The sequence below is a fragment of the Roseateles sp. genome (genome assembly GCF_965229315.1).
Classification (GTDB): Bacteria; Pseudomonadota; Gammaproteobacteria; order Burkholderiales; family Burkholderiaceae_C; genus Pelomonas.
In genome coordinates, this window is the sequence record NZ_CBDDJA010000002.1 from 1863169 (window position 1) to 1889884 (window position 26716).

Here is a 26716-nt window from a genome sequence, read left to right on the forward strand (position 1 = left end):
ACCGACGCATGGACCTGTGCAGCGCGCCAAGGATCGGATGCTCGTCCTTCCAGGTCTTTGACGTGCGACCTCCTTCGCCATCAGAATGCCCCGTTAGATCGAAACCAGCAGCACCAACCCGGAGCACCGGATGCGACTCAGCCCATTGCGATGGAGATTGTCGCGCCGACCCTCGGCCCAGACGGCGACGGACGAAGCGCTGCGCGTGGCCGCGTCAGGCTCGAACCCGGATCGCGGCCACGCGTTCACGCATTGGGGGCTGCGAGGTGCGAGCGTACGGGCCAAGCTGCTGGGCATCGTCTTCGCCACTTGCGTCGTCGTGCTGGTGCTGACCGGTGCCTCCATCGCCGCGCTGCTGGACTCCATCGAGGGCGCCGCGCAGCTGGAAGCCCGCAATCTCGCCGCGTCGGTGGCGCTGGAGGCCGGCCATCGGCAAGGCGACCTGCAGGGCTACGTGGCCAGCCTGGACGAGCTTTACAAGCGCGACCTGTTCATCGTCGACGCCCAGCGCATCACCATCGGCGACATCGTCCCGACCGAACTGGGGACGCCCTACAGCGGCGACCGCCACAACGAGGTCGGTCTCACCTTGCAGGACGGGCAGCCACGGGCGTTCGTCGAGGTCAGCGACCAGCACCCCAACGGCGCCGAGCAGATGGTGGTGCCGATCTGGGCGGGTGCGGCCAGATCGGCGATCACGGGGGCCGTGGTGCTGGAATACACCAACATCTCGGCCCAGCTGTACCACGCCAACGCCTGGGCGCTCTACGCCATCGGCCTGGCCGGGATGACCGCCGCGGCCGTCATCGGGTGGGTTGGGCTGAAGGCGTCGCGCAGGCATGTCCGCAACATCCGGCAGATCCACGGCGGCGTGCACGCCTTCGCCACCGGCAATTCGTCGTTCCGCATCGAGCGGCTCGACGCCGACGAAGTGGGTGACCTGGCCATCGCCTTCAACCAGTTGGCCGACGAGTTGCAACGCCACCAGCAGGAGCTGGCTATGGAGATGGCGCTGGCCAGGGAGGCCGTGCAGCAGGCCGAGATCCTGGCCTACACGGACCGGCTCACCGGGCTGGCCAACCGGACGGACATGGCGCGGCTGATGGCACGGCTGCTGCCGCAGGCACAGGTCGATGCCAAGGTGCTGGGCGTGCTGTTCATCGATCTGGACCGCTTCAAGAACGTCAATGACACGCTGGGCCACGGCAGCGGCGACCAGTTGCTGAAGACGGTGGCCCAGCGGCTGGCACAGACCTGCGGCGACGACGCCCACGTGTGCCGGCTGGGCGGCGACGAGTTCGTGGTGCTCGCACCGGGACTGGATGCGCCGGCCTGGCTGGCGGGCCTGGCGCGCCGGATGCTCGTCGCCATCGCCCAGCCGATTCACCTCGAAGGCCAGGAGCTGCGCATCACGGCGAGCATCGGCATCAGCGTGTTCCCCCAGGACGGCCAGGACGAGCGCGTGCTCATGAAGCATGCCGACATCGCGCTCTACCAGGCCAAGGACAGCGGGCGCAACGACTTCGTGTTCTACACGCCCGCGCTCAATCGGCACTCGATCGAGCGGCTGGCCTTCGAGTCCGAGGTGCGTCGGGCGGTCGAGACGCGGCAGTTCAGCGTCCACTACCAGCCCAAGGTGGGGCTGTCGTCCGGCGAGGTGGAGGGCGTCGAGGCGCTGTTGAGATGGCAGCACCCGACCATGGGGTCCATCCCGCCGCTGCAGTTCATCCCGGTGGCGGAAGAGACCGGCTTGATCGTGGCGCTCGGCCTCTGGGTGCTGGAGCAGGCCTGCCGGCAGCAGGTGGCGTGGCTGGCCCAGGGTCTGCCTTCGATGAAGATGGCGGTGAACCTGTCCGCCCGGCAGTTTGCCGACGAGCACCTGATGCGCGACCTGCGGCGCGTGATCGCCGAGACCGGCATCGCGCCCGCCGCGCTTGAGCTGGAGATCACGGAAAGCATGCTGGCCCAGGACGAAAGACACTGCATCGCGCTGCTGGACGAGATGAAGTCCATGGGGCTGCGTGTCGCGCTGGACGATTTCGGCACCGGCTATTCATCGCTGGCCAGGCTCAAACAGTACCCGATCGACACCCTCAAGGTGGACCGTGCGTTTGTGCGTGACCTGGAGACCAACGTCGAAGACCAGTCCATCGCGCAAGCCATCATCACGCTCGGCAAGTCCATGGGCATGACCGTCGTGGCCGAGGGTGTCGAAACCGAGGCGCAGCTGGCCTTCCTGCGCGAGCGGGACTGCGACCTGATCCAGGGCTTCCTCTACAGCCGGGCGCTGCCTTCCGACCAGCTCGCCGAGTTCGCCAGGACGCGAAGCGCCCTTGTCCAGCACGGCCGCTAGCGTTTCGTCGCCGCCGGTCCGAGCCCGGTGCAGTCACGCCGGCAGCGCCTGGCCTTGCGACAGCACATCGGCGGCGGCATCGAACTGCAGGTTGTCGATCTGCTGCTGCAACTGCTCGAAGCGCGCGGCGCCCATCTGGCGCCGCAGCTGCGGCGCGACGCTGCGAAAGCGCTGCACCGCCGACAGGCTCTGGCTGCGCAGCAGCGCGACCAGCTCGTGCAGCGCGTCCGCCTCGAGCGGGCCGCCGCCGGATTGCCGGGACTGGGCCAGCGCCTCGGCCGCTGCGGTGGCCAGCGTGCCGGCGGCCTGTTCGCCCAGGCGCTGCAGTTGCACATCCAGGCGGGCGGCCAGCTGCAGCGCGCGCTCGCCATCGCGGGCGGCGCAGGCCTCCTCGGCCGAACCTGCGTCGCGCTGGATCGCCTTCGCGCCCAGCATGCCCGCAATGCCGCGCAGCTTGTGCATGCGCGCGCCGCGCACGGCCAGCGCGAGGGCCGACAAGTCCTGCGGCGCCGCCATCGTCACATCCGCAAACTCGCTGAGCAGGCGCTTGAGCATCGAGCGGAACAGCACGAAGTCGCTGCCGAAGCGCTGTCGCGCATCGTCCCCGTCGATGCCCTCGATCTCCTCCCATTGCGCCGAGGGTGTCGCTTCGGCCTGTCGCAAGGCGGCACCGGGCTCGCCCGGCCGCAGATGCCGCAGGATGCTGCGCACCAGCGACGGCGCGTCGAAGGGCTTGACGATGTAGTCGTCCATGCCGGCGTCGCTGGCCTTCAGGCGCTCGCTGCTCAGCGCGCCGGCGGTCAGCGCGATGACGGGCAGGTCTGCCAGCCCCAGTTCGCCACGGATGCGCCGGGTCGCATCGTGCCCGTCCAGCCCCGGCATCTGCACATCCATCAGCACGATGTCGAAGCCGGCCGGATGCCGGCGCAGCAGGTCGAGGGCGTCTTCACCACCGGCGGCCAGGCCGACGCTCGCCCCTTCGAGCTGCAGGATGCGCTGGGTCACTTCCAGGTTGATGTCGCTGTCGTCCACCACCAGCACGCGCACGCCGGCCAGCGATCCGTGGCCGACAGCCGGCGGCTCGACCTGCAAGCGGGTCAGGGCCTCTGCGGCGGCGCAGCCGAAGTCCAGCGTGACGGTGAATGTGCTGCCGGCACCCGGCTGGCTGTGCAGCCCGACCTCGCCGTTCATCAGCGTCACCAGGTGCTTGACGATGGACAGGCCCAGGCCGGTGCCGCCGAACCGCCGCGTGATCGAGGCGTCGGCCTGCACGAACGGGGCGAACAGCCGCGCCTGGACCTCGGCGGCGATGCCGATGCCGGTGTCCTCGACCTCGAAGCCCAGGCGCACCCGCGGCGGGGCGGCGTCCAGGCGGCGCACGCGCAAGCCGACATGGCCGCGGTCGGTGAACTTGATGGCGTTGGACAGCAGGTTGGTCAGCACCTGGCCCAGCCGCGTGACATCGCCCTCCAGCGCATCCGGTAGGCCGTCCTGCGCGTCGATGGCGAAGGCGATGCCCTTGGCCTGTGCGTGCATGGCCATGATGTCGCCCAGGTCCCGCAGCAGGTGCGCCAGGCTGAACGGCGCGTGGTCGACGATCAGCTCATGGGCTTCGATCTTGGACAGGTCGAGCACATTGTTCAGCACGCCCAGCAGCGACTTGCTGGCCAGGTCCACCTTGGCCAGCAGCTGGCGTTGCGGCTCGTCCAGCGCCGTCTGCCCGAGCAGGTAGGACAGGCCGATGACGGCGTTCATCGGCGTGCGGATCTCATGGCTGGTGTTGGCCAGGAAGTCGCTCTTGGCGCGGCTGGCCTCCTCGGCCCTGTGGATGGCTTCGCGCAGCGAGGCCTCGACCTGCTTGCGCTCGGTGATGTCGATGACGAAACACACGCCTTCGTCCGGGCTGTCCTCGAAGCTGGCCGCGCCCACCATCACCGGCACCAGGCTGCCGTCCTTGCGGATGTAGGCCTTCTCCATGGGCATGCACACGCCATGCCGGGCGATTTCTTCCAGGCCGCGGCGGTCGACCTCGGCGAACTCGGGCGGCGTCAGGCTCGCCCAGCCGATCTGGCCCGCCTCGAACTCCTCACGGCTGTAGCCGACGATGCGCAGGAAGGCATCGTTGGCCTGGGCGATCCGGCCCTCGCGGCTCCAGAACATCACGCCCTGGGCGTTGGAGTCCACCAGGCGGCGCAGCCGGGCGTCACCGCGCTTGCGCTCGGTGATGTCCTGCAGCACGCCGAAGATGCGGACGGTTCTGCCATCGAGCACCTCGACGGATCCGACCGTGCGCACCCACCGGGCGCGGCCGGCGGCGGTGACGAGCGGGAGTTCGAGGTCCCACAGCTTGCCCTCGGCCAGTGCCGCAGCGAGTGCCGCCCGCTTCATCTCGCGGGCCCCGGCCGGGAAGAACGACAAGTCCTCCTCCAGCGTCGGCGCCCGGGTCGGCGCCAGGTCGTGGAGGCGGTAGTTCTGCGCGGTCCAGGTCATCGTCTGCGTCTGCACCTCGTACTCCCAGCCGCCGACACCGGCGATCCGGCCGACGCGCTCCAGCAGCGCCTCGCTCGCCGCCATGCTGGCGGCATCCAGGCGCGCCGCGGTGACGTCGGTGCGGATCGAGACGTACTTCGTCGCCCGCCCGTCGGCGCCGACGAAGGGCACGATGATGCTGTCCACCCAGTACAGCGAACCCGCCTTGGTGCGGTTGCAGATCTCGCCGCGCCAGGGTCGACCCGCCGAGATGCTGCGCCACATGTCGGTCCAGAAGGCACGGTCCTGCACGCCGGAGTTCACGACGCGGTGGGTCTGGCCCAGCAGTTCGTCGCGGCGGTAGCCCGAGATCTCGCAGAAGCTGTCGTTCACCTCGACGATGCGGCCCGCGCGGTCGGTCACCGAGACGATGGAGTGCAGGTGGATGGTGCGCAGCAGCGCGTCCGTCTCGCGCTGGGCCTCGTCGGCCTGCCAGCGTGCGCTGTTGTCCGTGCCGATCAGCAGGTAGCCGATGATCGCCTGGGCTGCGTCGCGCAGCGGCGTGACCGACACCACGGCCGGGAAGCGCGTGCCGTCCTGGCGCACATAGGTCAGCTCGTAGATGTCGACGATGCCGCGGGAGGCCTTGAAGACCAGCGCTTCGAAGCCCGGGGCGATGGGGGTGTCGAATTCGAGGCTGAGCGCAACCGCGCGGGCGATCAGCTCCTGCGGGTCGGACATCTCGGCCGGCGTGATGCGGTTCATCACGTCGGCGGCGCCGTAGCCCAGCATGCGCTCGGCGCCGACGTTGAAGATCTGGATGACGCCCCGCGCGTCGGTGGCGATGCTGGAGAAGTTGGCGCTGTTGAAGATGGCGTTCTGCAGTGCGCTGGCCTGCCGCAGGGCCTCGTCGGCCCGCACGCGCGCGTCGATGACGTTGCCCGAGGGCACGAGATAGGTCACGCGGCCGCTGGCATCGCACACGGGGTTGAGCGAGAAATCGACCCACACGAGCGCCCCGCCGGCCACCTGCACCTGCACCTCGTAGCGGCAGGCCTCGCCGTTGGCGGCCCGGGTGATGGCCGCGCGCAGGCGTTCGCGCTCGGTGGCCGAGTAGGCCCACCAGTAGGTTTGGTCGAAGGGCTTGCCCAGCACGTCCTCGGGCTGGATGCCGGCGGCGGTGAGGGCGGGGCGGTTGGCCTCGATCACCGCGCCCTCGGTCGTCATCAGCCCCAGGAAGGTGTTCGGGCCCAGGCCGTCGATCACCTTGCGCAGCTTCTGCTCGCTGTCGCGCACGGCGGCCTCGCCGCGCTGGCGCTCGACTTCCAGTTGCCGCCGCGCCGTGTTGTCGGTGGCGATCAGCAGGTAGCCGGTGACCTCGCCCTGCGGGTCGCGCAGCGCCGCCACCGAAACCAGCGCCTGCACGCGGCTGCCGTCCTTGCGGATCAGCGTCGGCTCGTAGACATAGGCCATGCCGAGACCGGCCTTGTAGGTCAGGGTCTGCAGGCCGGGCGTGATGGGGATGCCGAACTCCTCGCTCATCGCCAGCGCCCTGGCGGCCATCTCCTGCGGGTCGGCCAGATCGGCAGGCGTCAGCTTGTGCTCGACATCCGCGGCGCTGTAGCCCAGCAGGTGTTCTGCGCCGACGTTGAAGATCTGGATGACGCCCTTCGCATCGGTGGCGATGCTGCAGAAATTGGCGCTGTCGAAGATGGCACTCTGCAGCGCCGCCGCGGTGCGCAGCGCATGGGCGGCCTGGCGGTGCTCCTGCATCGCCAGCACGGCGCGCTGGCGGGCGCGGTGCAGCGCCTCGTTCAGCACGCTGATCACGATGCCGGCCAGCGCCACGAAGAACAGCTGCCAACGGTCCACGACCGAGGCGATTGCGAGGCTGTGCAGGGGCGGCAGCAACCAGTAGGCGCTCATCAGGTAGGACGCCGCCGTGGCCGCCAGGCCGGCACGCAGGCCACCCAGGTAGGCGCTGACCATGATGGGCAGGGTGAAGATCACCAGCGTCGAATGGCTGTCCAGCGCGTCGTCCAGGGCCAGCCGCACGATCAGCGTGGCGGCCGTCACCACCACCGCAAACAGCAGCCCCGGCCAGGGTTTGAGCGCGGCGCGGTTCATGGGGTCGGCAACAGCCCGAGCGGGGTGCCGCCCGGCGTCCGGTCCGCGGCGCCGATGGCGTGGGCCAGATGGGGGAGGCCGGCGCGGGCGATGTCCAGCAGCCGCACCTGTGCGCGGCCGTCTCGCTTGGCGGCATACAGCGCCGCGTCCGCCGCCCGCAGCAGTTCGTCCGCGCCGCTGTGGCCTTCTGCCAGTTCGGCAAAACGCGAGTCCGCGGGTGCCGGTGTCCAGCAGGGGCTGAGCTCGTCGTAGCAGCTGATGCCGATGCTGACGCTGACCCGCCGCGCGGTGGCCGAGCCTTCATGCGCGATGCCCAGCGACGTGACCGCCTCCAGCAGCGTGTGGGCCATGTGCGTGGCGCCGTCGCGTGCGGTTTGGGGCAGCAGCACGACGAACTCCTCGCCACCGTAGCGCGCCAGCGCCTGCGCCACCGCGTGCAGGCAGACGTCGCCGGCGGGGTGGCCGTAGCGGTCGTTGAAGGCCTTGAAGTGATCGACGTCGATCATCAACAGCCCGATGGGTTCGGCGCTGCGCCAGGCGCGGCGCCACTCCCGCTGCAGCGACTCGTCGAACAGGCGCCGATTGGCCAGCCCCGTGAGGGCGTCGGTGGTGGCCATGCGGCGCAGCGCGTCGGCGCCATGCTTGAGCCGCAACTGGGTCTGCACGCGGGCCAGCACCAGCAGCGCGTTGACCGGCTTGAGGATGTAGTCGGCGGCGCCGAGATCGAAGCCCGACAGCTCGAAGGCGGGCTCGCTGTGGCCGGTGATGAAGATCACCGGCACGTCGGCCAGCACCGGGTCGGCCTTCAGCGCCTCGATGACTTCGAAGCCGCTCATGCCCGGCATCTCGGCATCGAGCAGGATCAGGTCGGGCGGCTCAGCCCGCGCCAGCCGCAGCGCGTCGGCGCCATTGGTGGCGAAGTGCAGTTGGCCGGCGCTGGCGAGGATGCTCGCCAGCAGCTGGATCGTGGCGGGGTCGTCGTCGACGAGCAGGATGTGGTCGCTCATGGTGCGCCGCCCGCCCGTGCCGGGGGCGACGCGGCGCGGGGCAGCACGATCGTGAAACAGCTGCCCTGGTGCGGTGTGCTTTGCAGCTGAAGGCGGCCGTGCATCGCCTCCACCAGCTGGCGGGTGATCACCAGGCCGAGGCCGACGCCGGCGGTCGACGTCGTTTGGCGGCCCAGCCGGTTGAAGGGCTCGAACAGATGGGCCTGCTGCGCCGGGTGGATGCCGATGCCGTTGTCGCTGACGCTGATCTCGACCTCGGGCCCGGCCGCGACCCGCACGCGCACCCAACCGCCGGGCCGGCCGTACTTGATGGCATTGCTCAGCAGGTTGACCAGGCATTGCTGCAGCCGGCCGCCGTCGGCCATGGCCCGGGCCGACGGCGCCAGGCCGTCGCTGGACAACAGGATGCCGGCCTGCGCGGCCTGAGGAGCGACGTCGGCCAGGGCGGCTTCCACGCAAGCCGCCACGTCGAGCGGCTGCAGGGCCACGGCCAGCGCGCCGCTGCCGGAGCGCCCGAGTTCGATCACGTCGCGCATCAGCTGCTGCAGGCTGTGCCCACTGGTCACGATGTGCTGCAGCCGCTGCGACTGCGCCGGCGGCAGCGGGTGGCTGAGGTCGGCGGCCATCAGCCCGGCCATGCCGAGCACGCCGTTCAGCGGGTTGCCCATCTCGTGGGCGATGCAGGCCATCATGGTCGACTTGGCCTGGTTGGCCGCCTCGGCCTGCAGGCGCGAGCGCGACTCGGCCTCGAAGCGCTCGCGATCGCTGATGTCGCTCAGCATCGCCGTCGTCAGCCGCTGCGCGCCTTCGCCGACACGGCTCACCGACATCTCGATGGGAAAGCGCGACCCGTCCGCTCGCGCCAGCGTCGTGCGCTCCACGCCCGGAAGCGCAGGCACTTCATGCGCCAGCGCCGCGCCGAGCAAGGCCTGCGCCGGTGTGCCCAGGACGCCTTGCTTCTCGACGCCGAACAGGCGGCATGCGGCGGCGTTGATCAGGACGATGCGCTCCCACGCGTCGTAGGTGACGATGGCGTCCGACGCGGCGGCCACGATGTCGGCAATGCGCGCGTCGCCGAGCTGCCGCCCTTGTTCCAGCACGGCGTGCAGTTCCTCATCGGTGCGCCGCTTCAGCTCCAGCAGGTTGCGCACGCGCGCCTGCAGCACGGCCGCCGAATAGGGCTTGGCGACGAAGTCGGCGGCGCCGAGGTCCAGCGCACGTGTTTCGTAGCGCGGGTCGGTGAAGCGGGTGACGAAGACGATGGGCACGTGCCTGAACGCCGGCTCGGCCTTCAGCGAGCGGCAGACGTCGAAGCCGTCCAGCCCCGGCATGTGCGCATCCAGCAGGATGAGGTCCGGCAGCAGCTCGCGGGCCAGTTGCTGGGCCTGCGCGCCGGTCTTGGCAAAGTACAGGCTGCCGATGTCGGCCAGCGTGTGGTGCAGCATGTGGATCGAGACCGTGTCGTCGTCGACGATGAGCAGCCGCGCCGGCCGCGCCGCCGGCCCGGGCTGGGTGACGGCGCCGGTCGCGAGCGGCGGCTGGTGCAGGCGCTCGATGTCGCGCGTGTTGCGCAGTTGCGCCCGCACACGCGCCGTGATCTGCGACGCCACCAGCGGCTTGGTCACGAAGTCGGCCGCGCCCTCCTGCAGCGCCGCCACCTGCAGTGCCGGCGTGTCATGGGCGGTGACGAAGATCACCGGCACGCGGGCCAGCGCGGGGTCCGCCTTCAGCGCCTTGCAGACCGCCAGGCCGCCGGTGCCCGGCATCTCGGCATCCAGCAGGATCAGGTCAGGCCGGGACTCCCGGGCGAGCCTGAGTGCGGCTTCGCCCGTCGTTGCGAAGCGTTGGTCGGGGTATTGCGCCAACATCCGACCCATGATCTGGATCGCCGCCGCGTCATCGTCAACGAGCAGCAGTCTGGCTTGGCTCGTGGGCATCGGGGCGCTTTCAAGGGGCAGGTCGCCGGACCAGTATGCGCTTTCGGTAAACCATGGCTGGCGGCGCGGTGACCCTGCGGCCGGCTCGCGAGCGCGGTTTGAAGACATTTGTCATGTGCAGCGCGCTCGCACGACACGAGAGCGGCATGCGCGGCCGCGAGTCTTCGGCTGCGGCGTCGACCGCAACCCGATGCCTGACAACCCCTCTTCATGACCATGCAGCGTCCTCTCGCCCTGGCGGGTCACGTTGGCGCACACGGCGTGGAGCGTACGCTTGCCGGATGGGCTGATGTGCTGCGCCCCGCGAGGCGGCGGCACAGCGCCTGGCAGCCGCGCACCCGCTCCCGCCCCGCACCCAGGGAACACCCCATGACCGACAGCAGCGCCGCCACCCCCATCGCTCGTTTGAAGCGCGGGTTGCGGCAACTCGGCCCCGGCCTGATCACCGGCGCCGCCGACGACGACCCGAGCGGCATCGCCACCTACTCGCAGGCCGGTGCCCAGTTCGGGCTGTCCATGCTCTGGGCCATGGTGTTCACGCTGCCGCTGATGGCGGCCATCCAGATCGTCAGCGCGCGCATCGGCTATGTCACGCGCCAGGGCCTGGCGGCCAACATCCGCACGGCCTTTCCACGCTGGGTGCTGCTGTCGGTGGTGGGCCTGCTGCTGGTGGCCAACACCTTCAACGTCGCGGCCGACATCGCCGCCATGGCCGAGGCGCTGCGCCTGCTGGTGGGCGGCTCTGCCCATGTCTATGCGGTGACCTTCGGCCTGCTGTGCCTGGTGCTGCAGGTCTTCCTGCCCTACCAGACCTATGTGCGCTGGCTGAAATGGCTGACGCTGGCGCTGCTGTCCTATGTGGCGGTGGCCTTCACGGTCAAGCTGGACTGGTGGCAGGTGGCGGTGTCCCTCGTGCGGCCGCAACTGGCGCTCAGTCACGACGCCATCCTGATGGTGGTGGCGGTGTTCGGCACCACCATCAGCCCCTATCTGTTCTTCTGGCAGGCGGCGCTGGAGATGGAGGACACCCGGGATTCGCCCCCTCACTCGGTGCGCGACGTGCACCGCCACCTGCGGCGCATCAAGGCCGACACGCTGGTCGGCATGGGCTTCTCCAACCTGATCGCCTTCTTCATCATCCTCAGCACGGCCGCCACGCTGCACGCGGCCGGCGTCACCGACATCCAGACGTCGGCCCAGGCCGCGCAGGCGCTGCGCCCCATCGCGGGGGAGTTCACCTACCTGCTGTTCAGCCTGGGCATCATCGGCACGGGCCTGCTGGCCGTGCCGGTGCTGGCGGGCTCGGCGGCCTACGCGGTGGCCGAGGCCGCGGGCTGGCCGGGCAGCATGAGCGCCCGGCTGGACCGGGGTGAGGGGCGCGGCTTCTACGGCGTGATCGCGGCCGCCACGGTGGGCGGCGTCATGCTGTGCTTCACGCCGGTCGACCCGGTCAGGGAGCTGTTCTGGTCGGCCGTGCTCAACGGCGTCATCGCCGTGCCCATCATGGCGGTCATGATGCTGCTGGCCTCGCGCCAGGCGACGATGGGCGAGCATGTGATCGGGCACCGGCTGCGCGCACTCGGCTGGATCGCCACGGCAGCGATGGCCGCCACGGTGCTGGGCATGCTGGCGACGTTCTAGCCATGCCGGCGCGCCGTCATCTGGATGTCCGCTGGCTCTATGGCCTCGCGGTCATTCCCTTGCTGACGGACCTGGCCGAGGCGGGGCGGCTGCCCGATTCGCCGCGCGCCTGGCTGACCGAACTGATCGGCGGCGTCGTCATTGCCGCGCTGGTGCGGCGCGTGCAGCGGGAGCGGCAGGCGGTGCTGACGCTGGCACGCACGGATGGGCTCACGGGCCTGTGGAACCGGCGCACCTTCACCGAGGTCGTGTCCGATGAGTGCGCGCGGGCGCGCCGCTCGAAGCAGCCCCTGTGCCTCATCTATGTCGACATCGACCACTTCAAGGCCGTGAACGACCGCCATGGCCACGGCCGGGGCGACGAGATCCTGCAGCAGGTCGGCGCCGCCATCGGCCAGGCGTGCAGGGCCAGGCTGGACCACGGCTTCAGGCTGGGCGGTGACGAGTTCGCGGTGCTGCTGCCCGGCAGCACCGGCGTGCAGGCCGAGGTCGTGGTGGCGCGGATCCGGGCCCTGTGCGAGCAGCTGGACGCGGCCTGGGTCGCCACGGACCTGGGGCTGAGCACGGGCATCGTCGCTTTCGACGGCGCCGAGACGCCGCAGGACTGGGTGAGGCGCGCGGACGCGGCCATGTACCAGCAGAAGGCGGCCAGGCGCACGGCACCTCCTCAAGCCCCCGACATTGCATTCGCCACGCGCACGGCACGGCGCTGACACACGAACGGCCACGCCAAGCCCGAGGCTGGCGCTACCGGCGCTCCCGTGACCCGCGAGCCCGCCAGCATGGCGGCAGGCGAGGGCGGTCGCCGCAGGAGCCCGTGATGCCTGACCGCCCTTCGTCGCCTGCCGACCTTCCCCGCTTCGATGCGCTGCACGCCGAATCGCGCGTGCGCGGCGCCGAGATGATCACCGCCTTCATCGAAGCCCCGTTGCCGCTGGTCTGCGCCACGGTGGAAATCCATGCCGAGGCATGCGGCTGCGTCATCGTGCGCCGCATGCGGCTGGAACCCGGCGCGCCGGATGCAGGCCACGCCCTGTGGGTCTACGACATCAGCAACACCCGGCTGCAGCGGGAGCTGCTGCTCGCCGACCCCGCCATGGCGCACGCGCTGCCTTGCCGGCTGGTACTGCACGACTTGTTCGGCGTGGTCACGGCCGTCACGCCCGCGCCCATGCAGGTGTGGGCACGCTGGTCGTTGATGCCGGAGGTCGGGCGCATCGCCGGTGAGATGCAAGCCCTGCTGCGCCAGCTGCTGCGGCACCTGCATCCCGCTCGCCACATGGGCGGCGCGCCGTGACCCGCACCGCCGCCCCGGGCCGCGCAGGTCAGTACAGCGTCTCCACGTCGCAGGCCAGCCGGTAGCCTTCGCCGCGCTCGGTCACGACCAGCGCGGGCTGGCCGGGGTCGGCCTCGATCTTCAGGCGCAGCCGCCGCACCTGCACGTCCATCGTGCGGTCGTAGACCTCGGCCTCGTGCAGCCGCGACATGGACAGCAGCTGGTCCCGCGACAGCACCCGCTGCGGCGCGCGGCACAGGGCGTTGAGCAGGCTGAACTCGCCGTTGGACAGCTCCACGGCTTGCCCCGCGGGCGACAGCAGCCGGCGTGTGCGCAGGTTCAGCTCCCAGCCCGCAAAGCGGAAGGCGCGCCGCGTGCCGTCGCGCTGCGGCAGCGTGGCCTGCACCTGGTAGCGGCGCAGCACGGCGCGCAGGCGCGCCAGCATCTCGCGCGGGCTGAAGGGCTTGGTGATGTAGTCGTCCGCGCCCAGTTCCAGCCCCATCACGCGGTCGGCCTCCTCCGCGCGCCCCGTCAGCAGCACGATGGGCACGGCCGCGCGCTCGCGCAGGGTTCGCGCCAGCTGCATGCCGTCCTCGCCCAGCAGCTTCAAGTCGAGCAGCACCAAGTCGATGGACTCGCGCTCGAAGGCGTCGAACATCTCGGCACCCGTGGCGCCGGCGCTGACGCGCATGTCGTTGTTGCGCAGGTACTCGACGACCATGTCGCGGATCAGCGGATCGTCGTCGATGACGAGGATGTGGGGCGCGGTGGCGACGGTCATCGGTGGTGGCGGGCCGGAGGTGTCGGCCACTGTAGCGCCCGGCAGCCGGTGCCCACCGGGTCTCAGCGGCGGGCGCGGTGGCCGATGACCTCGACGGCCTCGGTGGCGTTCACCACGTGACCGGTGGCATCCACGTCGACGTCGAACACCTCGCCGCGGTCGGCCGCGTCCGGCATCTCATAGGTGAGGGTGGTCACGCCCTCTTTGACGAAGTGGAACTGATGGAAGGGCTGGCCGATCAGCGCCTCGACCTGCGCCCGGCTCATGCCGGGCTGGATCAGCGAGACCTGGGACGGGTTGATCGCCTGTGCGCCGGCCGGAGCCAGCGCCAGGGCGATGGTGTTGAGCAGGGCAGGAACGAGGAGGCGGGTGAGGCGGGTGTGCATGTCAGGCTCCTGGGTGGGCAGGCCCTGGACCCCGATGATCCCGACCTGTGCCCTGACTGTGGCGGGCTGGCGCAAACGCTTGATGGCGAATCGTCAACGCCGTGTTGCAGATGTCATCGGCACCGGCTTGCCACGCGCCACGCGCAGCAGCCAGACTGCGCGCATGCACAGTCCCAGCAAGCCCGCTGCACCGGCCGCGGTGGCGGCGGTCGACCGGCCGGCGCCGCCCTCATCGTCCTGGCGTGTCTGGCTTGCGGTGGGGGCGGGCTGGCTGGTGCTGGCGCTCGCCGCGGCGGCAGTGCTCTGGCACCTGCGCAGCCAGGCGCTGACGGCCCAGCAGCGCGAACTCAGCCTGCTGTCCCAGGCGCTGACGGACGAGCTGGACCGCGGCATGCGCGGCGCCGAAGAAGGTCTGCAGGCCTTGCAGGGCGAGCTGCGCGAGGGGCGCCTGGCACGCGCCGGCTCCCTGGCGACGCGCGAACTGCGCACCCGCGCCGACCTGATGCCCATGGTGAAGGACTTGTGGCTGCTGGACGATCAGGGCCGCGCGACGGCCCAGTCCGGCGATCAGCGCCCCCCCGCGCTGGCGGGCTTCCTGCCCCGGCTGGAGCATCTGGAAGGCCGCGTCATCGCGGTGGGTCGGCCGTTTGTGCCGGCCGGCAGCAACCAGGCGATGGTCACGCTGGCCATGCATGGCCTGGATGAGCAGGGGCGCCTGTCGGGCTGGGTCGTCGGGACGGTGCCGGCCCCGGGCCTGCTCGGCGCGTTTCCGGCGGCAGTGCCGGCGCCGGACGCGCGCATGTATGTGTTTCGCCAGGATGGGGCGCTGCTGGCCAGCGCCAACGCGCCGCCGCTGCGCAGCGACGAAGCTGGCATCGCCGAAAGCCTCGCGCGGCATCCGGACCTGGAGCAACGCCACTTCACGGACGGCAGCGACAACCTGGTGGCCAAGCATGGCGTCGGCCAGTACGGTCTGGTGGTCGTGGTGTCGCGCAACCTCCGCCAGGTGCTGTCGGGCTGGCACGGGGCCATGCAGCTGACGCTGACCACGCTGGGCCTGCTGCTGCTGATCCTGCTGGGCGCGGTCCACCTCGTGATGCGGGCCGAGCAGCGGCGCCTGCAGACGCAGCGCAGCATGGATGCGCAGCAGTCGCGCGCCAGCAAGCTGCAGGCGCTGGGCACGCTCGCGGGCGGCGTCGCGCACGACTTCAACAACGTGCTGGCCGGCATCGTCGGCCACACCGAGATGGCCCAGGACGGCACCGAGCCCGGCAGCGCCCAGGCGCGCCATCTCGACAAGGTCATGCAGGCCGCGCTGCGCGGCAGATCGCTGGTGGAGCGCATCCTGTCGTTCAGCAAGGGCGGCGCGCGCAGCGCCAGCGTCTTCGCGCTGGAGCCGCTGATCGACGAGGTGCTGGCGCTCATGTCAGGCTCGCTGCGCCCCGGCATCGTGGTGGAGCGCGACCTGGCCGCGCCCGGCGCCAGGCTGCGCGGCGATTCGACGCAGGCTTTCGAGGCGCTGATGAACCTGTGCACCAACGCCATGCAGGCGATGCCGGACGGTGGCCGGCTGAGCGTGCGCCTGGACCGCTGGCAGGCCGGGTCGCCGCAGGTGCTGTCGCACAGCCGCCTGGTGCCCGGCGCCTATCTGCGCCTGAGCGTGGCCGACCAGGGCAGCGGCATCTCGGCGCCCGTGATGGAGCGGCTGTTCGAGCCCTTCTTCACCACGCGCGGTGCGCAGTCGGGCACGGGGCTGGGCCTGGCGGTGGTGCACGGCGTGGTGGCCGAGCTGGGTGGCGCCATCGACGTGCAGAGCGACCCGGGCCAGGGGGCCTGCTTCACGCTCTACCTGCCCGAGTGCACGCAGGACGAAGGCGGCGTGCCCACCGTGCCGCGCGCGCTGCCGCCGGGCCGCGGTCAGCGCGTCATGGTGGTGGACGACGAGGCCGAACTGGTCGGCATGAGCATGGAGATGCTGGCCGCGCTCGGCTACTCGCCGGATGGCTTCGTGGACCCCGCGGCAGCACTGGAAGTCCTGCTGGAGCGCGGCCACAGCTACGCGGCCGTCATCACCGACGAGGTCATGGGCAGCCTCAGCGGCACCCAGCTGACGGCCGAGGTGCGCCGGCACCTGCCCGACCTGCCGGTGCTGCTGGTCAGCGGCTACGGCGGCGCGCTGCTGGCCCAGCGGGCCGCCCACGCGGGCGTGACGCGGCTGCTGGCCAAGCCGCTGCAACGGGCCGAACTGGCCGAGGCCCTGGCGCAGGTCCTGCGTTGACCCGCGCGCAGCGCAGCGGCTGATTGCATCTGCAACGCAGCGCAGCCGGGCGCGTCACAGAACCCGCGAGCGGCATGCGCACAGTCACGCCACGGCATCCAGTTGATGCGGTCGAGCTTGAAGGAGCTGGGGTCATGACAGCGTGGCACCCGAAGTCCCTGGCCGCGACAACGGCCGCTGCCCCGGCCAACGTCGGCTTGCAATCCGGCGTCCGAGCTGCCACGCCACCATCCCTGTCCATCCTGTCCCAGCGCTGACCTGGCACCCGGAGTTCCCATGCAATCTCCCGCTTTCTCCATGCAAACGCGCGCCGATGACGGCAGCGAAACAACCCTGCCGAGTGTTCCCGATCTGGTCGGCCAGCTCTACGAGGACGCACCCATCGTCGAACGAGGCCAGTTGCTGGAGCAGCTGCTGCGTCCGCTGGGCATCCTGTCGCTGTTCGCGATCTCCAACGGCGTGTTCGCCAAGGCCAAGCTGCGCGGCGGCTGGCATGACCTGCATGTGAGGTTCGACGACATCGGCGCCATCCATGGCAGCGACGTGGCCGACCTGGCCGCCTTTGCCCAGCAGGTCAGCGCCGAGGCGATGGACGGCCTGGCCCGGTTCCTCACCGCGTCGCCCGTCCTGCTGGGGTCGGCAACCGCCGCGCTGCTGATCTCGGTGCTGGCGAGGCGCCGGCAGGAGAGGATGGACATCCCTGCGGAGCCTGTCTTCCTGCCCGGGCCGGCCGCGCCTGGACAAGGGGTCCAGCCGTGAGCATGCCTTTGGATGCCGACGCCGAACCCGCCGGAGATGGTCCAGCCGATGTCGGTGCGGGCGCAGCGGGCTATGCCGTGCTGCTGATCCACGCGAATGACATGCCCGCGGCGTCGGGCGTTGCCGGCTGGCTGCAGCAGCTCAAGGCCGAGTACCTGCCGTTGTCCGCTCCACAGGTCGTGCCGATGCTGGACCTGCTGGTGCAGGACCAGCACGGCCGTGTCGTCCAGCACCTCGAGTCCGCGCTGTCCGTCCACCGCCTGTCGCTGCCTGCCGGGTCGTATCTGGTCACGGCCCGCATGGGGAAGATGCGGCGCGGCTACTACCTCAGCCTGGCGCCGGGCAGCGAGTTCGACCTGTTCCTGAACCTGGGCGTGTGAACGCGGCGAACGCGCCGGACATCCTGGGTGGGGCAGGGCGCCGGATTGCAAAGGTCACAAAGCGGTGGCCGCCCCGCAACGGCGGCGACATGCAGGCCGAGCACGATGGTGTGGCGGCATCTTCCGCGCTGCCGGCCCCTGTGGCCTCGACATCATGAACAAGCTCTTCGTCCTGGGTCTGGGCCTTGCCGGCTGCATGGCAGGCCATGCAGCCGACCTGTCGGCCAGCGCCGACGTGGTTCGGTCGCGCGTGGCGGGCATCGCCTATGAGAACGGCGGCATCGGCCGCGAGGAAGTGGCCGAGATGGCCCGCAGCCGCGGCCGCTACGACCTGCACCTGAGCTTCTCGCAAGGCCCGCACGACGCCTATGTGGCCGGCGCCGAGCTGCGTGTCATCGGCCCGGCCGGCACACCGGTTTTCCAGCTCGCCCACGCCGGCCCGTTGACCGACCTGGCGTTGCCGGCCGGACACTACCGCGTGCTGGCCCGCTTCGGTGCCAGCGAGCGGATAGCCCACGTGGACGTCAGCCCGGGCCACCCGACCGCTGTGGCGCTGCACTGGGACCACGACGCCGGCTGAGTACCGGCCGTCACCGCCGGCCCGTGCGCCAAGGCGCCGTATTGGTTGCGACGTGGATGCCCCATGAGCAGCTCGCCGGGGGGTAAACAGATTTGGCGACAATGTGCATTATGTAAAATCAATAAAGCGGGAACCAATCGCTGGGCAACGGCACACAACTGCCATGCCTCGCTCCCGCCCGCCCGCGCCTGCGAGGCGCCGGGAGGCTTTCCAGCAACGCCACGCGCAGGACCGCCTACCGATGATTCCCAAGCTCGACGACCTCAAGGACCGCACCAAGTACAAGCGACTGCTCAAAACCGAGCTGCAGGCCGTGAAAGCCAACCCGGAGGTCTGGGTGCTGTTCGACAAGTTCCAGTTCAACGACAAGGTTGCGCCCCTGCTGCTGGTTGGCGACATGGCCAGCAAGGTGCCGTTCGACGCCGTCAAGGACACGGACGCGCCGATCAAGGGCAAGGGCAAATCCGTGACGATGCACAGCAGAAGGAAGACGGCGTCGTCCAATCTCTGGACGACATCGCCGCGAAGTTCGAGAAGGCCGCCGCGCTCGCGAAGCAGGTGCAGGAGCTGACGGAGGACATCAAGAAGACCGAAAACTCGAAGAATGTGCAAGACGGACGCAAAGGCAAGCAGGCGCAGCAGCGCGCCGCGGAACTGGGTGACAAGCTGAAGCAGCTGAAGCCGCAGCTCGTCACGCTGCAGAAGGAGCTCGACGAGGCCGCCAAGTCCAAGACCAGCGACCAGGCCAAGGTCCGCGAGCTGAACAAGCTGCTCAAGTCTGCCCACGACGCGCTGTCGCTGGGCGCGACGGTCCAGGCCACCGTCGGCAAGCTGGCCGACAACCCCGAGTTGCTGAAAGCGCAGCAGGACATCTCCGCCAAGGTCGGCAAGATGAGCGAGGCGGTGAAGTGGCAGCAGGATCAGGTCAAGAAGACCGAGAGCGGGGTCAACACCCACGGCACCGGCCGCCACGGCGCGCAGACCGGCCTGGCCAAGCAGGCGCAGCGCGTGTCCAGCGACGTCACGCCCGACCAGCCGCACAACGAGGGCGGCACGGCGCGCATCAAGGGCACCTGGAAGACGCACAAGATCGACATCGTGAAGACGTCGCAGGGCAAGGAGAAGCTCGAGAAGCCGGCCCAGCTGGTCACGGCCGTGATCGACGAGATGAGCCGCACCTTCGCCGCGTCGACGTCGTCGCTGTTCCTGAACCCGGTGCTGGAGAAGGAAGCGGTGGACCGCGCGCTGGCCATTGCCAACCAGGCCAAGGACTGGACGCAGTGGCAGGACGGCACCACGTGGAAGCCGCTGACCAGCCTGACGGTGGTCGTGCCGCCGCCGGCGACGGCCAAGGGCTACGGCCTGCAGGTCGGCCGCGCCGACGGCTTTGTCAAGAAGACCGCTGCCGCCGCTGCCGCGCTGGTCAAGGACTTCGACAACGGCAAGATCAAGACCGTCGACGAGCTGTTCAAGAAGCTCGACGTGCAGCTGGTGACCGACCGCACCGGCGTCGGCGCCGCGCTGGTGCCGCATGCGCGCGTCGTGCTGGAGCGCGCCAGCAGCGCCGCCGCATGGAGCAGCAAGACTTACTTTCCGACGTCCGACCCGGTGGGCTGGGAATGCGCCAAGGGTGTGGACCTCGCGAACAAGCAGGTGCGCGGCAACGGCATCGCAGCGCGCGTGGCGGGCAACTTCACGCGCTGACGGCTGGCCGCCGGCAACGTACTCGGCAGCCCGAGCGCCCTCCCCGTTGAGTCCCGACGGCCGGCGGGGCCTCGGCCTGCGCTGACAATGCGCGCTTCGCCCCGCACCTGGCCGCCCGAGCGCAGGATGCGGCCCGGTTTTCGCTCAGCGCCCGATTCATGTGCCAGATCAATGACTTCGCTTCACGCCGGACGGTCCCGCCGGGAGCCCGCCGGTGGCGTTGAAGCTCCTTATCGGCCTGGTCTGGCTGCTGAGCTGGCTGCCCTTTCGCGTCATTGCCGCGCTGGGCTGGCTGATCGGCCACGCGGTGGCCAGCGTGCCGTCGTCACGGCGGCGCATCGGCCGGCGTAACCTGGCACGCTGCCTGCCGGACTGGACGGCGGCCGAGCGCGGCCGGTTGCTGCGCCGGCATTTCGTCGCCATGGTGCAGATGCTGCTGGAGTACGGCTACTGCTGGTTCGCGTCTCCGGAGCGGCTGCGGCAGTTGATGAAGATCGAGGGGCTGGAGCACCTGAAGGCGCTCGACGGTCGGCCGGTCATCCTGATGATGCCGCACTTCACCGGGCTGGACATGGCGGGGCTACGGGTGTCGCTGGAGACGCCGCTGGTCAGCATCTATTCGCGCCAGAAGGACGCCTGGCTGGACGAGTTCTTCCGCACGCGGCGGCTGCGCCTGGGCACGGGCATCATCTTTTCGCGCCAGCAAGGCACGCGGTCGGTGATCCGCGCGCTGCGCGACGGCTATCGCCTCTACTACCTGCCCGACCAGGATTTCGGCCATCGCGACTCGGTGTTCGTGCCGTTCTTCGGCGTGCCGGCCGCGACCATCACGGGCCTGTCGCGCATGGCGGCGGTGGCCAACGCAGCGGTGCTGCCCTGCTACCCGCGCCGGGAAGCCAACGGCTACACGCTGGTCATCGAGCCGCCGCTGGCCGACTTCCCGAGTGCGGACGCCACCGCCGACGCCGCGCGCATGAACGCCGTCATCGAAGCCCAGGCGCGCCGACAATTGCACCAATACTTCTGGCTGCACAAGCGATTCAAGTCGCGCCCGCCCGGCGAAGCTGACTTCTACGCCTCATGACCCACGACATTCCCTACTTCAAGATCGCCATCGTCGCGGTCTTCGTCGCCAGCACGGTCTACGTGCATTTCCGCGGCCGCGTGCGCCTGCGCTTCTTCCGCCAGTTGACCGATCACTCGACCTTCATGGCGCCGATCAACTGCCTGATGTATTTGTTCTCCAGGCTGCCGGCCAAGCCCTATCTGCCGGTGTCGGGGTTCCCGGAGCTGCAACTGCTGCAGGACCACTGGCAGGACATCCGCGCGGAAGCCTTCAAGCTGGCCGAGGCCGGCGAGATCAAGAAGTCCGACAAGTACAACGACGCCGGCTTCAACAGCTTCTTCAAGACGGGCTGGACGCGTTTTCACCTGAAGTGGTATGGCGACGCGCATCCTTCGGCGCGCGAACTTTGCCCGGTGACGACCGGGCTGCTGCAACGCATCCCGACCGTGAAGGCGGCGATGTTCGCGGCGCTGCCGCCGGGTGGCCGGCTGGTCACGCACCGCGACCCCTTCGCCGGCTCGGTGCGCTACCACCTGGGCCTGGTCACGCCCAACAGCGACGACTGCTACATCTCGGTGGACGGCGAGCGCTACGCGTGGCGCGACGGCGAGGGCGTCATCTTCGACGAGACCTACCTGCATTACGCCGAGAACCAGTCGGACGTGATGCGCATCATCCTGTTCTGCGACGTCGAGAGGCCGCTGACCAACCCGGTGGCCCGCTGGTTCAACCACTTCATCAGCCACACGCTGATCCGCGCCGCAGCCGCACCCAACTCGGACACTGACAAGACCGGCGGCATCAACAAGGCCTTCGCCTACGTGCAGCAGGTGCGCCTGTTCGGCAAGCGCATCAAGGCGAAGAGCCGCTTCGCCTACTACGGCCTGCAGTGGCTGATCTTCGGCGGCCTGCTGGTGTGGTGGCTGTTCGGCTGAACCGCCACGGCGCCACGCTCCGTGGCAACCCTGAATGACGAACGGGACGCCCTCGCAGCGGGCGTTAACCTGATGCGTTTGCCCTGACGCCTTCAACCAAGACTGCCATGCATCGTCTGAAAGCCATCCCCGCCCTCCTCCTCGCCGCCGCGTTGTCGGCCCACGCGCAGGAGGCCACGCCGGCCAAGCCGCCGGCCTGGAACGTCAACACGCCGCCGGGTGTGGCCAAGACGGCCCACATCGACGTGAAGACCGGCACCTGGATGAGCGTGGACGTGAGCCCCGACGGCAAGACGGTCGTGTTCGACCTGCTGGGCGACCTCTACACGCTGCCCATCGGCGGCGGCGAGGCCAAGGCGCTGACGCACTCCATCGCCTGGGAGCAGCAGGCCCGCTTCTCGCCGGACGGCAAGCAGATCGCGTTCCTGTCCGACGCCGGCGGCGGCGACAACGTCTGGGTCATGAACGTGGACGGCAGCAACCCGCATGCCGTCACCAAGGAAGACTTCCGGCTGCTGAACAACCCGGTCTGGCACCCGAACGGCCGCTTCGTGCTGGCGCGCAAGCACTACACCGGCACCCGCAGCGCCGGCTCGGGCGAAATCTGGCTGTTCGCCGTGGACACGGCCGATGCCGCCAAGAACAAGGGCGTGCAGCTCAACGAGAAGCCGAGCTGGCAGAAGGACCTGGGCGAGCCAGCCCTCTCGGCGGACGGCAAGTACCTGTACTACAGCCAGGACACAACGCCCGGCCGCGTGTTTGAGTACAACAAGGACGGCACGGCGGGCATCTACACCATCTTCCGGCAGGACTTGACGGACGGTTCCGTCGAAGCATTTGTGCAAGGCCCCGGCGGCGCGGTGCGCCCGACGCCCTCCCCTGACGGCAAATACCTCGCCTTCGTGCGCCGCGTGCGCAACCAGAGCACGCTGTTCCTGAAGGACCTCGCCACCGGCGTCGAGCGCCCGGCCTGGGGCGGCCTGTCGCGCGACCTGCAGGAGATCTGGGCGATGTGGGGCGTCTACCCCAGCTTTGCGTGGATGCCCGACAGCAAGGAGCTGGTCGTCTGGGCCGAGGGCAAGATCTGGCGCATCGACCCGTTCAAGGGCACGGCGGCCGACATTCCCTTCCACGTCAAGGACACGCGCGAGTTGCGCGAGCCGATGCGCTTCGCGCAGGAGGTGGCGCCGGACCGGTTCGCCGTGCACCAGTTGCGCGGCGCGCAGGTGTCGCCGGACGGCAAGCGCGTCGTCTACTCGGCACTGGGCTCGCTGTATGTGAAGGACTTGCCGGACGGAGCGCCGCGCCGGCTGACGAAGCAGAACGACGCGATGGAGTTCGCGCCCCAATGGTCGCGCGACGGCAAGAGCCTGGTCTACGCGACCTGGCGCGACGACACCCAGGGCACCGTGCGCCGGCTGGATGTCGCCTCAGGCAAGGACACCGCCGTCACCAAGGAGCCCGGCAAGTACCTGGACCCGCGGCTGTCGCCGGACGGCAAGCTGGTCGTCTACCGCAAGGTCAAGGGCGGTGGCCTGACCAGCCCCTGGCACAGCCTGGAGCTGGGCCTGTACCTCGCCGCGGCCGACGGCACGGGCAAGCCCGAGCGCATCGCCAACGAAGGCAGCGGCGCGCAGTTCGGCGCGAAGAACGACGAGCTGTTCTTCACCAAGACCAGCAGCACCAGCGAGGTCGAGCAGCGCTTCTCGCTGATGCGCTTGAACCTGCGCGACCGCAGCGAGACGGAGGTCGCCCGCAGCGACCTGGCGACGGAGTACAGCGTGTCGCCCGACGGCCAGTGGCTGGGCTTCACGGAGCGCTTCCACACCTATGTGACACCGCTGCCCAACGTGCAGGGTCAGTCCGGCAAGGCCATCGTCGTCGGCTCCAAGATGCAGGCCCTGCCCGTGCGCCAGCTCGACGTGAACGCCGGCAACGCGCTGCACTGGAGCGGCGACAGCAAGAAGCTGCACTTCACGCTGGGCGACGAGCTGTTCACGGCCAACGCCGAAGGAAAAGACAAGGCCAGCGCGCAGAAGATCGGCTTCGAGCAGGCCGCCGACAAGCCCACCGGCAAGATCGCACTGACCGGCGCCCGCCTCGTGACGATGAAGGGCGACGAAGTGATCGAAGGCGGCACCGTGCTGGTGGACGGCAACCGCATCGTCGCCATCGGCAAAGACATCGCCATCCCGGCGGACGCGAAGCGCATCGACGCCAGCGGCAAGACCATCGTGCCCGGCTTCATCGACGCGCACTGGCACGGCGCGATGAACGACGCCGGCATCATCCCGCAGCAGAGCTGGGTCAACCTCGCCTCGCTGGCCTTCGGCGTGACGACGCTGCACGATCCCAGCAACCAGAGTTCAGCCGTGTTCACGCAGAGCGAGATGCAGCGCGCCGGTCTCGTCACCGCGCCGCGCATCTACTCCACCGGCACCATCCTCTACGGCGCCAGCACGCCGTTCTCCTCCGTCGTCAACAGCCTGGACGACGCGCTGACGCACCTGAACCGCCAGAAGGCCGAGGGCGCCATCAGCGTCAAGAGCTACCAGCAGCCCCGCCGCGACCAGCGCCAGCAGGTGCTGGAGGCCGCCCGCAAGACCGGCATGATGGTGGTGCCCGAGGGCGGCGCGCTGTTCCAGAACAACATGAGCATGGTGGTGGACGGCCACACGACGGTGGAGCACTCGCTGCCCATCGCCGAGGTGTGGGACGACGTGACGCAGCTGTGGAGCCAGCAGGCCACCGGCTACACGCCCACGCTGAACGTCGGCTACGGCGGCCTGGACGGCGAGCACTACTGGTATGCCCGCACGGAGGTCTGGAAGCATCCGCTGCTCAGCCGCTACGTGCCCCGCGCGGTGCTGGAGCCGCGTTCCATCCGCCGCGTCACGGCGCCGGAGGAAGACTTCAACATCCTGCGCGTGGCACGCACGGCCACCCAGCTGTCGCGTGCCGGCGTCAACACCTCCATCGGCGCCCATGGCCAACGCGAAGGCCTGGGCACGCACTGGGAGATGTGGATGTTCGTCATGGGCGGCATGACGCCCATGGAGGCGCTGCGCACCGCGACCATCAACCCGGCGCGCAACTTCGGTTTCGACAAGGACCTGGGCTCGCTGGAGCCCGGCAAGCTGGCCGACCTGGTCGTCATCGACGGCAACCCGCTGGCCGACATCCGCCAGAGCGACCGCATCTCGCAGGTGATGCAGAACGGCCGCCTGTTCGATGCCATGACGATGAACCAGCTCGCACCCGTCGCCAAGACGCGCAAGCCGCTGTTCTTCGAAGGCGCGGACGGCGGCACCATGCCGGTCGATGCCGAGGCGCTGGAATCGGGCCACATGGGCGATTGACGAATGACGCGGGGCGCGGTCCGCGCGAGCCCGGCGCAGCCTTGCGCCTTGCAGGGGCGAGAAGGCCAACGGCGGCGCTGACAGGCCCCATTCCCTACACTTCGCCCGCTCCGCATCCAACGCCGTCCACCGGCCTTTCGCGCCTTGTCCTCGCCCTCCTCTGCTGCGCCCGCCGTGCCGGCGTCCAGCATCTACCGGCACGCCGGCTTCACCCACTTCCTCGTCGCCCGGTTGCTGGCCGTGCTGGCCACGCAGATCCAGGCCGTGGTCGTCGCCTGGCAGGTCTACGACCTGACCCGCGAGCCCATCGCGCTGGCCTATGTGGGCCTGGCGCAGTTCATCCCCATGCTGTTGCTGCTGCTGCCGGCCGGCGACCTGATCGACCGTTTCAGCCGCAAGCCCATCCTGGCGGCGAGCTGGGCCGTCAGCACCGTCTGCTCCGCGTCGCTGTGGTGGCTGTCGGGGCACGGCTCGGCGGGCGTGACCGGCATCTACGCCGTGCTGGTGCTGTTCGGCTGCGCGCGGGCCTTTTCGGCTCCGGCGCTGCAGAGCCTCTTGCCGCAGATCGTGCCGCGCGAGCAGCTCGCCCAGGCGCTGGCAGCCAACAGCATGCTGCTGCGCGTGGCCAGCATCGGCGGCCCCTTCCTGGGCGGCCTGCTGTACGCGGCGGGCGGCGGCGCGCTGACGTATGGCGTGTGCTTCGCCAGCCTGGGACTGGGCACCGTGCTGCTGCTGCGTGTGCCGGTGGCACGCGCGGTGGCCGTTGCCGCCGGCGGCACGATCTGGCAGCGCTTCGGCGCCGGCATCCGCTTCATCCGCGGCCGGCCGATCATCCTGGGCACCATCTCGCTGGACCTGTTCGCGGTGCTGCTGGGCGGCGTCGTCGCGCTGCTGCCGGTGTACGCGCACGAGGTGCTGCATGTAGGCCCCGCCGGCCTCGGCGCGCTGCGCAGCGCCATGGCCGCCGGCGAGGTCGTGACGGGGCTGTACCTCGCCACGCGGCCGTTCGACCAGCACGTCGGCCGTCGCATGTTCTGGGCCGTGGCCGTGTTCGGCATGGCCAACCTGGTGTTCTCGCTGTCGCACTGGTTCTGGCTGTCGCTGCTGGCACTCGCCGTGGCCGGCGCGGCGGACATGGTCAGCATGTACATCCGTGGCGCGCTGGTGCAGTTCTCGACGCCCGACGACATGCGCGGCCGCGTCAACGCGGTGAACATGCTGTTCATCGGCTCGTCCAACGAGCTGGGCGAGTTCCGTGCGGGTACCGCGGCGCATGCGCTGGGCGCCGTGCCGGCGGCCGTCACGGGGGCGCTGTGCACACTGGGCATCGTCGCGCTGTGGAGCCGGCTGTTCCCGCGGTTGCGCGCCGTGGACAAGTTCGAGGAAGCCTCGGCCGGCTGATGGCTAGAATGCCACCTGTCAGGAGAGCGCTCCGGGATTGTTGGGGGCCGCCGAAGGCGCAGGGTCTTGGGACTCGAACGCTCAGGCAAAAGGACTGACACACGTCTTGAGTGAGCGCCGCCACTGGCAGACACTCATGGCGTTCCTCACTGGAGAGAGGCCGGCCAATCCTGGATTGCAGCCGGTCCACCGAAGGGGCAAGCTTGTGCGGGACCGCCAACCGCCTTGTCAATCTCTCAGGTACCCCGGACAGCGAGGACATCCAAACCCGAATTCC

The 26716-nt window shown here is 69.7% G+C and carries 19 protein-coding genes and 2 riboswitches; of the genes, 14 read left to right on the forward strand and 5 right to left on the reverse strand.

The annotated features are described in order from the left end of the window. The first annotated feature begins 157 nt into the window (after positions 1–157). Positions 158–2353: a putative bifunctional diguanylate cyclase/phosphodiesterase gene (locus tag ACO07H_RS13445; protein WP_422014912.1), complete on the forward strand. Its 2196-nt coding sequence runs from the start codon at positions 158–160 to the stop codon at positions 2351–2353. A gap of 33 nt (positions 2354–2386) precedes the next feature. Here the strand turns inward: ACO07H_RS13445 and ACO07H_RS13450 are convergent, their stop codons facing one another. Genes ACO07H_RS13450 through ACO07H_RS13460 form a run of 3 tightly spaced genes read right to left on the reverse strand, consistent with a single transcriptional unit; the run spans position 2387 to position 9893 of the window. Further along, positions 2387–6949: a PAS domain S-box protein gene (locus ACO07H_RS13450; RefSeq protein WP_422014914.1), complete on the reverse strand. Its 4563-nt coding sequence runs from the start codon at positions 6947–6949 to the stop codon at positions 2387–2389. Further along, complete coding sequence (locus tag ACO07H_RS13455; protein WP_422014915.1) at positions 6946–7956, reverse strand: diguanylate cyclase; 1011 nt, start codon at positions 7954–7956, stop codon at positions 6946–6948. Before ACO07H_RS13455 ends, ACO07H_RS13450 begins: the two co-directional genes overlap by 4 nt. Beyond that, positions 7953–9893: a response regulator gene (locus ACO07H_RS13460; protein ID WP_422014917.1), complete on the reverse strand. Its 1941-nt coding sequence runs from the start codon at positions 9891–9893 to the stop codon at positions 7953–7955. The genes ACO07H_RS13455 and ACO07H_RS13460 overlap by 4 nt, the downstream gene beginning before the upstream one ends. 369 nt (positions 9894–10262) lie before the next feature. On the opposite strand from ACO07H_RS13460, the gene ACO07H_RS13465 reads away from it, so the two are divergent. The 3 genes from ACO07H_RS13465 (at position 10263) to ACO07H_RS13475 (ending at position 12831) form a co-directional block, all read left to right on the forward strand. After that, on the forward strand, positions 10263–11534 hold the full coding sequence (locus ACO07H_RS13465) for an NRAMP family divalent metal transporter (protein WP_422014919.1): 1272 nt from the start codon (positions 10263–10265) through the stop codon (positions 11532–11534). Positions 11535–11536: 2 nt separating this feature from the next. After that, positions 11537–12247, forward strand: coding sequence for a GGDEF domain-containing protein (locus ACO07H_RS13470; protein WP_422014921.1), 711 nt, complete (start codon positions 11537–11539; stop codon positions 12245–12247). Positions 12248–12354: 107 nt separating this feature from the next. Continuing rightward, positions 12355–12831 carry a hypothetical protein gene (locus ACO07H_RS13475; protein WP_422014923.1) on the forward strand — a complete coding sequence of 159 codons (477 nt, stop codon included), beginning with the start codon at positions 12355–12357 and terminating at the stop codon, positions 12829–12831. A gap of 28 nt (positions 12832–12859) precedes the next feature. On the opposite strand, the gene ACO07H_RS13480 is transcribed toward ACO07H_RS13475, so the two are convergent. Further along, positions 12860–13591, reverse strand: a complete 732-nt coding sequence (locus ACO07H_RS13480) for a response regulator (protein WP_422014925.1) — start codon at positions 13589–13591, stop codon at positions 12860–12862. 62 nt (positions 13592–13653) lie between these two features. Continuing rightward, positions 13654–13977, reverse strand: a complete 324-nt coding sequence (gene bamE, locus ACO07H_RS13485; protein WP_422014927.1) for an outer membrane protein assembly factor BamE domain-containing protein — start codon at positions 13975–13977, stop codon at positions 13654–13656. A gap of 163 nt (positions 13978–14140) precedes the next feature. Between bamE and ACO07H_RS13490 the strand changes: the two genes are divergently transcribed. From ACO07H_RS13490 to ACO07H_RS13535, 10 genes are all read left to right on the forward strand, one after another. Further along, positions 14141–16255, forward strand: a complete 2115-nt coding sequence (locus ACO07H_RS13490; RefSeq protein ID WP_422014929.1) for an ATP-binding protein — start codon at positions 14141–14143, stop codon at positions 16253–16255. A gap of 276 nt (positions 16256–16531) precedes the next feature. Next, positions 16532–17014: a hypothetical protein gene (locus ACO07H_RS13495; RefSeq protein ID WP_422014931.1), complete on the forward strand. Its 483-nt coding sequence runs from the start codon at positions 16532–16534 to the stop codon at positions 17012–17014. Further along, the gene (locus tag ACO07H_RS13500; RefSeq protein WP_422014933.1) at positions 17011–17394 is read left to right on the forward strand and encodes a hypothetical protein; all 384 of its coding nucleotides are present in this window, start codon (positions 17011–17013) and stop codon (positions 17392–17394) included. Before ACO07H_RS13495 ends, ACO07H_RS13500 begins: the two co-directional genes overlap by 4 nt. Before the next feature lie 154 nt (positions 17395–17548). Beyond that, the gene (locus ACO07H_RS13505; protein WP_422014935.1) at positions 17549–17974 is read left to right on the forward strand and encodes a hypothetical protein; all 426 of its coding nucleotides are present in this window, start codon (positions 17549–17551) and stop codon (positions 17972–17974) included. Between the two features lie 241 nt (positions 17975–18215). Next, on the forward strand, positions 18216–18545 hold the full coding sequence (locus ACO07H_RS13510; RefSeq protein ID WP_422014937.1) for a hypothetical protein: 330 nt from the start codon (positions 18216–18218) through the stop codon (positions 18543–18545). Positions 18546–18580: 35 nt separating this feature from the next. Further along, on the forward strand, positions 18581–19678 hold the full coding sequence (locus ACO07H_RS13515; RefSeq protein WP_422014939.1) for a hypothetical protein: 1098 nt from the start codon (positions 18581–18583) through the stop codon (positions 19676–19678). Between the two features lie 214 nt (positions 19679–19892). Next, complete coding sequence (locus ACO07H_RS13520) at positions 19893–20762, forward strand: lipid A biosynthesis acyltransferase (RefSeq protein ID WP_422014941.1); 870 nt, start codon at positions 19893–19895, stop codon at positions 20760–20762. After that, positions 20759–21679 carry an aspartyl/asparaginyl beta-hydroxylase domain-containing protein gene (locus ACO07H_RS13525; protein WP_422014943.1) on the forward strand — a complete coding sequence of 307 codons (921 nt, stop codon included), beginning with the start codon at positions 20759–20761 and terminating at the stop codon, positions 21677–21679. The genes ACO07H_RS13520 and ACO07H_RS13525 overlap by 4 nt, the downstream gene beginning before the upstream one ends. A gap of 107 nt (positions 21680–21786) precedes the next feature. After that, positions 21787–25038 (forward strand): amidohydrolase family protein, encoded by a 3252-nt coding sequence (locus ACO07H_RS13530; RefSeq protein ID WP_422014945.1) that lies wholly within the window; start codon positions 21787–21789, stop codon positions 25036–25038. A gap of 144 nt (positions 25039–25182) precedes the next feature. Continuing rightward, positions 25183–26439 (forward strand): MFS transporter, encoded by a 1257-nt coding sequence (locus ACO07H_RS13535; RefSeq protein WP_422014947.1) that lies wholly within the window; start codon positions 25183–25185, stop codon positions 26437–26439. A 9-nt stretch (positions 26440–26448) separates the two neighbouring features. Further along, positions 26449–26546, forward strand: a riboswitch (glycine riboswitch). Positions 26547–26578: 32 nt separating this feature from the next. Beyond that, a riboswitch (glycine riboswitch) is annotated at positions 26579–26702 on the forward strand. Positions 26703–26716 lie beyond the last annotated feature (14 nt).

What these genes read in the sequence shown, in the direction of transcription:
- ACO07H_RS13450 (WP_422014914.1), bottom strand. Translation starts at nt 6,949, where the DNA reads ATGAACCGCGCCGCGCTCAAACCCTGGCCGGGGCTGCTGTTTGCGGTG.
- ACO07H_RS13455 (WP_422014915.1), bottom strand. Translation starts at nt 7,956, where the DNA reads ATGAGCGACCACATCCTGCTCGTCGACGACGACCCCGCCACGATCCAG.
- ACO07H_RS13460 (WP_422014917.1), bottom strand. Translation starts at nt 9,893, where the DNA reads ATGCCCACGAGCCAAGCCAGACTGCTGCTCGTTGACGATGACGCGGCG.
- ACO07H_RS13465 (WP_422014919.1), top strand. Translation starts at nt 10,263, where the DNA reads ATGACCGACAGCAGCGCCGCCACCCCCATCGCTCGTTTGAAGCGCGGG.
- ACO07H_RS13470 (WP_422014921.1), top strand. Translation starts at nt 11,537, where the DNA reads ATGCCGGCGCGCCGTCATCTGGATGTCCGCTGGCTCTATGGCCTCGCG.
- ACO07H_RS13475 (WP_422014923.1), top strand. Translation starts at nt 12,355, where the DNA reads ATGCCTGACCGCCCTTCGTCGCCTGCCGACCTTCCCCGCTTCGATGCG.
- ACO07H_RS13480 (WP_422014925.1), bottom strand. Translation starts at nt 13,591, where the DNA reads ATGACCGTCGCCACCGCGCCCCACATCCTCGTCATCGACGACGATCCG.
- bamE (WP_422014927.1), bottom strand. Translation starts at nt 13,977, where the DNA reads ATGCACACCCGCCTCACCCGCCTCCTCGTTCCTGCCCTGCTCAACACC.
- ACO07H_RS13490 (WP_422014929.1), top strand. Translation starts at nt 14,141, where the DNA reads ATGCACAGTCCCAGCAAGCCCGCTGCACCGGCCGCGGTGGCGGCGGTC.
- ACO07H_RS13495 (WP_422014931.1), top strand. Translation starts at nt 16,532, where the DNA reads ATGCAATCTCCCGCTTTCTCCATGCAAACGCGCGCCGATGACGGCAGC.
- ACO07H_RS13505 (WP_422014935.1), top strand. Translation starts at nt 17,549, where the DNA reads ATGAACAAGCTCTTCGTCCTGGGTCTGGGCCTTGCCGGCTGCATGGCA.
- ACO07H_RS13510 (WP_422014937.1), top strand. Translation starts at nt 18,216, where the DNA reads ATGATTCCCAAGCTCGACGACCTCAAGGACCGCACCAAGTACAAGCGA.
- ACO07H_RS13525 (WP_422014943.1), top strand. Translation starts at nt 20,759, where the DNA reads ATGACCCACGACATTCCCTACTTCAAGATCGCCATCGTCGCGGTCTTC.
- ACO07H_RS13530 (WP_422014945.1), top strand. Translation starts at nt 21,787, where the DNA reads ATGCATCGTCTGAAAGCCATCCCCGCCCTCCTCCTCGCCGCCGCGTTG.